A 6,488-nucleotide genomic window follows, 5' to 3' on the forward strand; every position below is an offset into this window, starting at 1 on the left:
CCGGCGGGCGCAGCGGCCTCGAGCTGGTGCGCGATGCGATCCGCCATCGCCCGGCCCTCGGGCTGCTGCTCCTGACCGGGAATACCGCCGCCGCACCCGAGGGCGAGGTGGAGGGCGTCCCGGTCCTCGCCAAGCCCGCGGATCTCGGCACGCTCTCGCGCGCGCTCCGGGCGGCGCTTCAGGCGCGGGCGGCGGCCTCGGGCGCGAACACGTAGCCGATCCCGCGCACGGTGCGGATGATGCGATGGTTCGGGCCCTCGTCGCCGATCTTGCGGCGCACCTTGCCGACCAGCACGTCGACGCTGCGGTCGCTCGGGGTCCATGCCCGGTTCGCCACGAGATCGAGCAGCTGGTCGCGCGAGAGGACGCGCCCCGGCCGGCGCGCCAGCGCCGCGACGACGTCGAACTCCTTGCTCGTGAGGCCCGCCGCCGTGCCGCCGGGCGCGTAGACCTCGCGATGGGCGAGGTCGACCCGCCAGCCGTCGAAGCGGATGGAGTCCTCGCCCGCCTCCGGGGTGACGACGGCCCGGGCGACGACCCGGCGCAGCACCGCGCGAATGCGCGCGAGCAGCTCGCGCGGCTCGAAGGGCTTGGTAACATAGTCGTCGGCGCCGAGCTCGAGGCAGACCACCTTGTCGATGGTGCTGTTCTTGCCGGTGAGCACGATGAGCGCGGCCTCGCACTGCGCGCGCAGCGTGCGCGCGAGCGACAGCCCGTCGTCGCCGCGCGGGAAGCCGAGGTCGAGCAGCACGAGGTCGAAGCTCGCGTCGGCCAGCGCCCGCCGCATCCCGGCCCCGTCGTGGACCTGGACGGGATCGAGCCCTTCGCTGGCGAGGAAGCGCACGAGGAAACCGCAGAGCCGACGGTCGTCGTCGACCACGAGCACCCTGGCCTTCATGGGGTTCGCCCTCCCAAACGAAACCTCGCGCCCCCGGACTATGCCGCATGCCCGCCCGCTCCGGGCCACGCGTTACAAAAGATTACGAAGCAGCCCTCCGAACGCGCGCACCGGGTTACATGCGTCTGCATACCCTTCCCTTCGCGATCCGCCAACACCGGACGGGTCGGGACCGCAGGGAGGAAGCTCGAATGCCGAAGACCGCCTTCAAAGTCGATCTCAAAAAGGCGCCGGAGCAGCAGGACATCAAGACGCACAACCGGTGGCATCCCGACATCCCGATGGTCGAGACGTTCAAGCGGGGCGACGTCTTCCGCGTGGAATGCTACGACTGGACCGGCGGCCAGATCGGCAACAACGACAGCGCCAACGACATCCGCGACGTCGATCTCACCCGCGTCCACTATCTGTCCGGCCCGTTCGGCGTCGAGGGCGCCGAGCCCGGGGACCTTCTCGTCGTCGACATCCTCGACATCGGCGCGCTCGAAGGCTCGGAGTGGGGGTTCAACGGCCTCTTCGCCAAGGAGAACGGCGGCGGCTTCCTGACCGAGCACTATCCGAACGCGGTGAAGTCCTGCTGGGACTTCGAGGGCATCTACACCACCTCGCGCCACATTCCCGGCGTGCGCTATCCGGGCCTCATCCATCCCGGCCTGATCGGCTGCCTGCCCGACCACAAGCTGCTCGCCGAGGCGAACCGGCGCGAGGCGGCGCTGATCGCCACCGACCCGAACCGGGTGCCGCCCCTCGCCGCGCCGCCGCACGCCGCGACCGCGCTTATGGGCCAGATGACGGGCGCCGCCGCCGAAGCCGCCGCGAAGGAAGGCTGGCGCACCGTCCCGCCGCGCGAGCACGGCGGCAACTGCGACATCAAGAACCTGTCGCGCGGCTCGAAGGTCTACTTCCCGGTCTACGTGAAGGGCGGCGGCCTCTCGATGGGCGACATCCACTGGTCGCAGGGCGACGGCGAGATCACCTTCTGCGGCGCGATCGAGATGGCCGGCTGGATCGACATCAAGGTCGACGTCATCAAGGGCGGCATGGCGAAGTACGGGATCGTCAACCCGATCTTCAAGCCGAGCCCGATCGACCCGCACTTCGACGACTACCTGATCTTCGAGGGCATCTCGGTCGACGAGCATACCGGCGAGCAGTACTATCTCGACGCCCACGTCGCCTACCGCCGCGCCTGCCTCAACGCCATCGAGTACCTGAAGAAGTTCGGCTACTCGGGCGAGCAGGCGTACATGATCCTCGGCACGGCGCCGGTCGAGGGCCGCATCGCCGGCATCGTCGACATCCCGAACGTCTGCGCGACGCTCGCCATCCCGACGGCGATCTTCGACTTCGACATCCGTCCGAACGCCGAGGGGCCGCGCCGGATGGTCCCCGAGATATCGGTCGCCACCTCGAGCTGAGGCCGCGCGGGCCCGCCCTCCCGGGCGGGCCCTTCCACTTTCGGGGGACCTTCCATGCTTCTCGGATTCGGCCTGCTCTACGTGGGCGCGGTGCTCTTCCTCAACGGCCTGTGGCTGCACGGCAAGATCGAGGACCGCGAGATCGCCTTCATCAACATCGTGGCGGGCTTCGCCACCCTCGGCGTGGTGATCTACTGGGCCTTCGGCCCGGGCGCCACCCTCGGCTCGATCAAGGGCGCCGCGCTCACGCTGCTCTTCACCGCCACCTACTTCTGGGTGGCCTACAATCGCTTCGTCGCGGTCGACGGCCGCGGCCTCGGCTGGTTCAGCCTCTTCGTCGCGATCACCACGGTGCCGGTGGCGCTCGGCGGCTTCGCGACGATGCAGACGACGCTCGACACCTGGATGGCGATCAACTGGGTGATCTGGGGTGTGCTCTGGTTCATGTACTTCCTGCTGCTCGCGCTGAAGAAGCCGATCCTCGGCGCCACGGCGAGCTTCACCCTCTTCACCGGCATCGTCACCGGCTGGATCCCCGGGTATCTCATCCTCGACGGGCGGCTCTGAGCCGCCCGCAACCGCAAGGAGCTGAAATGCCTCTCTACGATTTCGTCTGCGGCGACTGCGGCCCCTTCCGCGCCTGGGCGGTGATGGCCGCCAGCGAAGCCTCTGCCGACTGCCCCGACTGCGGCGCGGGCTGCTCGCGGGCGGTCTCCGCGCCGCGGGTCAGCACCCTGAACGGATCGCTGCGCTCGGCGCTCGCCCGCTCGGAGCGCAGCATCGACGAGCCTCGGGTCGTGAAGCGCAAGCATCTCGCCGGCTGCGGCTGCTCGATGTGCCGGCCGCGCGCCAACGCGGTGTCGTCGCGCTGGAAGATCGGCCACTGATGCCGGAGACGCCGATGGGAGCTCTTGGGCTTGTCCAGCCCATTGAACTTTCATCGGCAACGCTCGGGATCCGCGCGGGCATCAGGTCTGAACCACGCTGCGGCAGCTCGGTATCAACCGCCTATATCGCGACCGAGCGCCAGCCCCGGCGCCTGAATCGATCGGATCCGGCGCGTCGAGCCAGCGCATCGGCATGGGTCTGGGCGGCGGCGCTGATCGCAGTGTCCAAGACGCCGAGGATCGCCCCGCCGCGCATTGCGAAGCGTCCATCGACCATGACGTCGGTGACCTCGTTGCCGAGCGCCGAATAGACAAGGGCGGAAACGGGATTGTGGATCGGCGTCATCGACGGCCCGCTCGCGTCGATCACGATGATGTCCGCCTTCTTGCCCGGCTCGATCGATCCGATCTCGTTCCCGAGCCCGACGGCATGGGCGCCGTCGATGGTTGCCATCTCGATCGCCTTCTCCGCCGTCAGGATCGTAGGATCCCTGTGTGCCCCCTTCTGCAGCAGCGCGGCGAACTTCATCGCCTGAAAGAGACTGTGGTTGTTGCTGCTGGCGGGGCCGTCCGAACCCAGACCGACGGTGATCCCGCTGGCCAGCATTTCCGGTATCGGCGGAATTCCCGAGCCGAGGTAGAGGTTGCTGCAAGGGTTGTGCGAGACCTTGACGTCATGATGCCGCAACACCCGGATGTCGCGTGAGCGGCACTGCACGCAATGGACCGCGAGAACGTCCGGGCCGAGGAAGCTGATGTCGCTCAGGAACTCGGTGTCGGTGCGGCCGTAGCGGCGATTGGCCTCCTCGATCTCGAAGCTCGTCTCGGCGACGTGGGTCGTCAGCAGCGCCCCGGTCTCGTCGGCGAGCCGCCGCGCCAGGCGGAGCGCCTCCTCCTCGACCGTCCAGATCATGCACGGCGCGATGCCGGCCCGCACGCGCCCGGGCGTCCGGTTCTGCTTCTCGATCAGCGCCCGCGCGCCGGCCAGCGCCTGCGACGGCGTCTCGATGAGGACGCCGGGCACGCCGTAGGCCTCGCCGCAGGTCATGAAGCCGCGGCAGACGAAACCGCGGATGCCGGTCTCCTCGAAGGCCTCGATCGTCGCCTCGGCCATGCCCGGGCGCGTGTGGACATAGTTGAAGTCGACCAGCGTCGTGACGCCGGAGCGCAGCGACTCGATGCAGCCGTGCAGGGCGGCGACCTTCGCGTCCTCGGTCGTCAGGTGCACGGCGCTGGGGCCGGTCATGCAGCTGAACCACTCCTTCAGCGCCATGTCGTCGCCGAGGCCCTTGAGCAGGGTCTGGAAGAGATGGGTGTGGGTGTTGACCATCCCCGGCATGACGATCCGGCCGCCGCAGTCGACGATCTCCGCCTGCGGATGCGCCCTGGCGAGCTTGTCGCGCGTGCCGATGGCGACGATGCGGTCCTTCTCGACGCAGACGCTCGCGGCTTCGAGGACGTCGCGGGCCGGGTTCATGGTGATCAGCCAGCCGTCGGCGAGGATCGTGGTCATCGGTCAGGACTTCTCGTAGGGGATCATCAGCGCCGCGGGCTGGACCGCGCGACCGCCCAGCAGCCCGGAGATGGCGAGGATGGTCAGCAGGTAGGGCAGCGCGAGCAGGAGCTGGGTCGGGACGCCGGTTCCGAACAGCTGCAGGGAAAGCTGCAGCGCCTGCGCGGCCGCGAAGGCGAAGGCGGCGATCATGGCCTTCCACGGCGTCCAGCGCCCGAGGATGACGATGGCCAGCGCGATGAACCCCTGGCCCGCGACGATGCTGTCGCGGAAGAGGCCCACCTCCGACAGCATCAGGTATCCGCCGGCGAGCCCGGCGCCCGCGCCCGAGATCAGGGTGGCGAGGTAGCGGGTGCGCGTGACCGATATGCCGGCCGCCTCGGCCGCCTTCGGGTTCTCGCCGACCGCGCGAAGCCGCAGGCCGAACTCCGTGCGGAAGAGGACGAAGGACGCGACCGCGACGATGGCGACGGTGAGGTAGAGCAGGACCGTATGGGAGAAGAGGATCGGGCCGAGGAAGGGCAGGCGGCTGAGGCCGCCGAGGTCGAGCGGCCGGAACATGGCGACCGGCTCCGGGCTCGCGACCTCACCCATGGCGATCCGGTAGGTGAAGCTCGCGATCCCCACCGCCAGCCCGTTGAACACGATCCCCGCGACCACCTGGCTCGCGCGCACGCTAACATAGAGCAGCGCGAGCAGCAGGTTGGAGACGAGCCCCGCCGCCAGCGCCGCGGCGAGGCCCAGCGTCGGCGCCCCGGTGGCGTGGCTGACGAGATAGGCCGCGAGCGCGCCGAGCAGGATCGTGCCCTCGATGCCGACGTTCAGGACCCCGGCGCGTTCGGCGAAGGTCTCGCCGAGCGCAGCCAGAAGGACGGGCCCGGTCAGGCGGACTGCCGCCGCGAGCCATGTCACGAGGAAGGCCGAGGAAAGCAGGTCGTCGAGGCTCATGGCCGTTGCGCCTCCGGGTCGGGTCTCGCCCCGATCAGGTCGAGCCGCAGCCGATAGCGGCGCAGGACGTCGCTCATCAGCACGAAGAGCACGATCAGCCCCTGCAGGATGAAGGTGATCGACGAGGGCGTGCCGGTGGCGCGCTGCATCGCGTCGGCCCCGACGGTCATGCCGCCGTAGAGGATCGCCGTCGGCACCACCCAGAGCGGATCGAGCCGGGCGAGCAGCGCCACCACGATGCCGATGAAGCCGACGCCGCCGCTCATGCCGTCGACCAGCCGGTGCTGGACGCCGTAGAGCTCGACCAGGCCCGCGAGACCGCCGAGCCCACCGGCGATGAAGGCCGATGCGAGGATGCGCCGCGCCACCGGGATGCCGGCGTAGCGGGCGGCGGAGGGATTGAGGCCGGTGACGATCATCTCGTAGCCGTAGGGCGTCCGGCGCAGCAGGCCCCAGACAAGGACGGCGGCGACGAGCGCGACCAGGATGCCGGCATGCGCGCGCGTGCCCGGCAGGATGAAGGGAAGCCAGGTCTCCGGCGCCAGCCGATCGCTCTGGGGCAGACCCCCCGGCGCCCGCATCGGGCCGGAGATCAGATACTGCACGAAGAGCAGGCCGACATAGTTCGACATCAGCGAGATCAGCACCTCGTTGCCGCCGTAGAAGGCGCGCAGCGCCCCGACGAGGCCAGCCCAGATGCCGGCGGCGGCGAACGTCACGGCGATGGCGAGCGGCAGGAACAGGGCGAAGGGCAAGGGGCCGATCACGCCTCCCGGCCCGGCGGCGAGACCGAAGGCGGTCGCGGCCGCGGCGCCGACCACGAA

At 69.7% G+C, this 6,488-nt stretch carries 8 protein-coding genes; 4 read left to right on the top strand and 4 right to left on the bottom strand.

What is annotated here, in order from left to right:
* Window positions 1-215 (top strand): hypothetical protein (locus Q0112_RS15465; RefSeq protein ID WP_297976834.1); only part of this gene is annotated, 215 nt, incomplete at its 5' end.
* Here Q0112_RS15465 and Q0112_RS15470 read toward each other — a convergent pair.
* On the bottom strand, window positions 179-898 hold the full coding sequence (locus Q0112_RS15470; RefSeq protein ID WP_297976836.1) for a response regulator transcription factor: 720 nt from the start codon (window positions 896-898) through the stop codon (window positions 179-181). The genes Q0112_RS15465 and Q0112_RS15470 overlap by 37 nt on opposite strands.
* A 191-nt stretch (window positions 899-1,089) precedes the next feature.
* Between Q0112_RS15470 and fmdA the strand changes: the two genes are divergently transcribed.
* The 3 genes from fmdA to Q0112_RS15485 are packed head-to-tail and all read left to right on the top strand — an operon-like array spanning window position 1,090 to window position 3,203.
* Window positions 1,090-2,316, top strand: a complete 1,227-nt coding sequence (gene fmdA, locus Q0112_RS15475; protein WP_297976838.1) for a formamidase — start codon at window positions 1,090-1,092, stop codon at window positions 2,314-2,316.
* Window positions 2,317-2,370: 54 nt separating this feature from the next.
* Window positions 2,371-2,883, top strand: a complete 513-nt coding sequence (locus Q0112_RS15480) for an AmiS/UreI family transporter (RefSeq protein ID WP_297976840.1) — start codon at window positions 2,371-2,373, stop codon at window positions 2,881-2,883.
* Between the two features lie 26 nt (window positions 2,884-2,909).
* On the top strand, window positions 2,910-3,203 hold the full coding sequence (locus tag Q0112_RS15485; protein WP_297976842.1) for an FmdB family zinc ribbon protein: 294 nt from the start codon (window positions 2,910-2,912) through the stop codon (window positions 3,201-3,203).
* Window positions 3,204-3,324: 121 nt separating this feature from the next.
* Here Q0112_RS15485 and Q0112_RS15490 read toward each other — a convergent pair whose 3' ends face one another.
* The 3 genes from Q0112_RS15490 to Q0112_RS15500 form a co-directional block, all read right to left on the bottom strand.
* Window positions 3,325-4,716 (bottom strand): amidohydrolase, encoded by a 1,392-nt coding sequence (locus Q0112_RS15490; RefSeq protein ID WP_297976844.1) that lies wholly within the window; start codon window positions 4,714-4,716, stop codon window positions 3,325-3,327.
* A 3-nt stretch (window positions 4,717-4,719) separates the two neighbouring features.
* A complete protein-coding gene (locus tag Q0112_RS15495) occupies window positions 4,720-5,664 on the bottom strand; it encodes an ABC transporter permease (RefSeq protein ID WP_297976846.1) in 945 nt (314 codons plus the stop codon).
* The coding region (locus Q0112_RS15500; RefSeq protein ID WP_297976848.1) for an ABC transporter permease at window positions 5,661-6,488 on the bottom strand (828 nt) is incomplete at its 5' end. The genes Q0112_RS15500 and Q0112_RS15495, both read right to left, overlap by 4 nt.

Origin of the sequence: uncultured Amaricoccus sp. (assembly GCF_937858865.1) — a bacterium.
Taxonomy (GTDB): Bacteria; Pseudomonadota; Alphaproteobacteria; order Rhodobacterales; family Rhodobacteraceae; genus Amaricoccus.

What these genes read in the sequence shown, in the direction of transcription:
- Q0112_RS15470 (WP_297976836.1), bottom strand. Translation starts at nt 898, where the DNA reads ATGAAGGCCAGGGTGCTCGTGGTCGACGACGACCGTCGGCTCTGCGGT.
- fmdA (WP_297976838.1), top strand. Translation starts at nt 1,090, where the DNA reads ATGCCGAAGACCGCCTTCAAAGTCGATCTCAAAAAGGCGCCGGAGCAG.
- Q0112_RS15490 (WP_297976844.1), bottom strand. Translation starts at nt 4,716, where the DNA reads ATGACCACGATCCTCGCCGACGGCTGGCTGATCACCATGAACCCGGCC.
- Q0112_RS15485 (WP_297976842.1), top strand. Translation starts at nt 2,910, where the DNA reads ATGCCTCTCTACGATTTCGTCTGCGGCGACTGCGGCCCCTTCCGCGCC.
- Q0112_RS15480 (WP_297976840.1), top strand. Translation starts at nt 2,371, where the DNA reads ATGCTTCTCGGATTCGGCCTGCTCTACGTGGGCGCGGTGCTCTTCCTC.
- Q0112_RS15495 (WP_297976846.1), bottom strand. Translation starts at nt 5,664, where the DNA reads ATGAGCCTCGACGACCTGCTTTCCTCGGCCTTCCTCGTGACATGGCTC.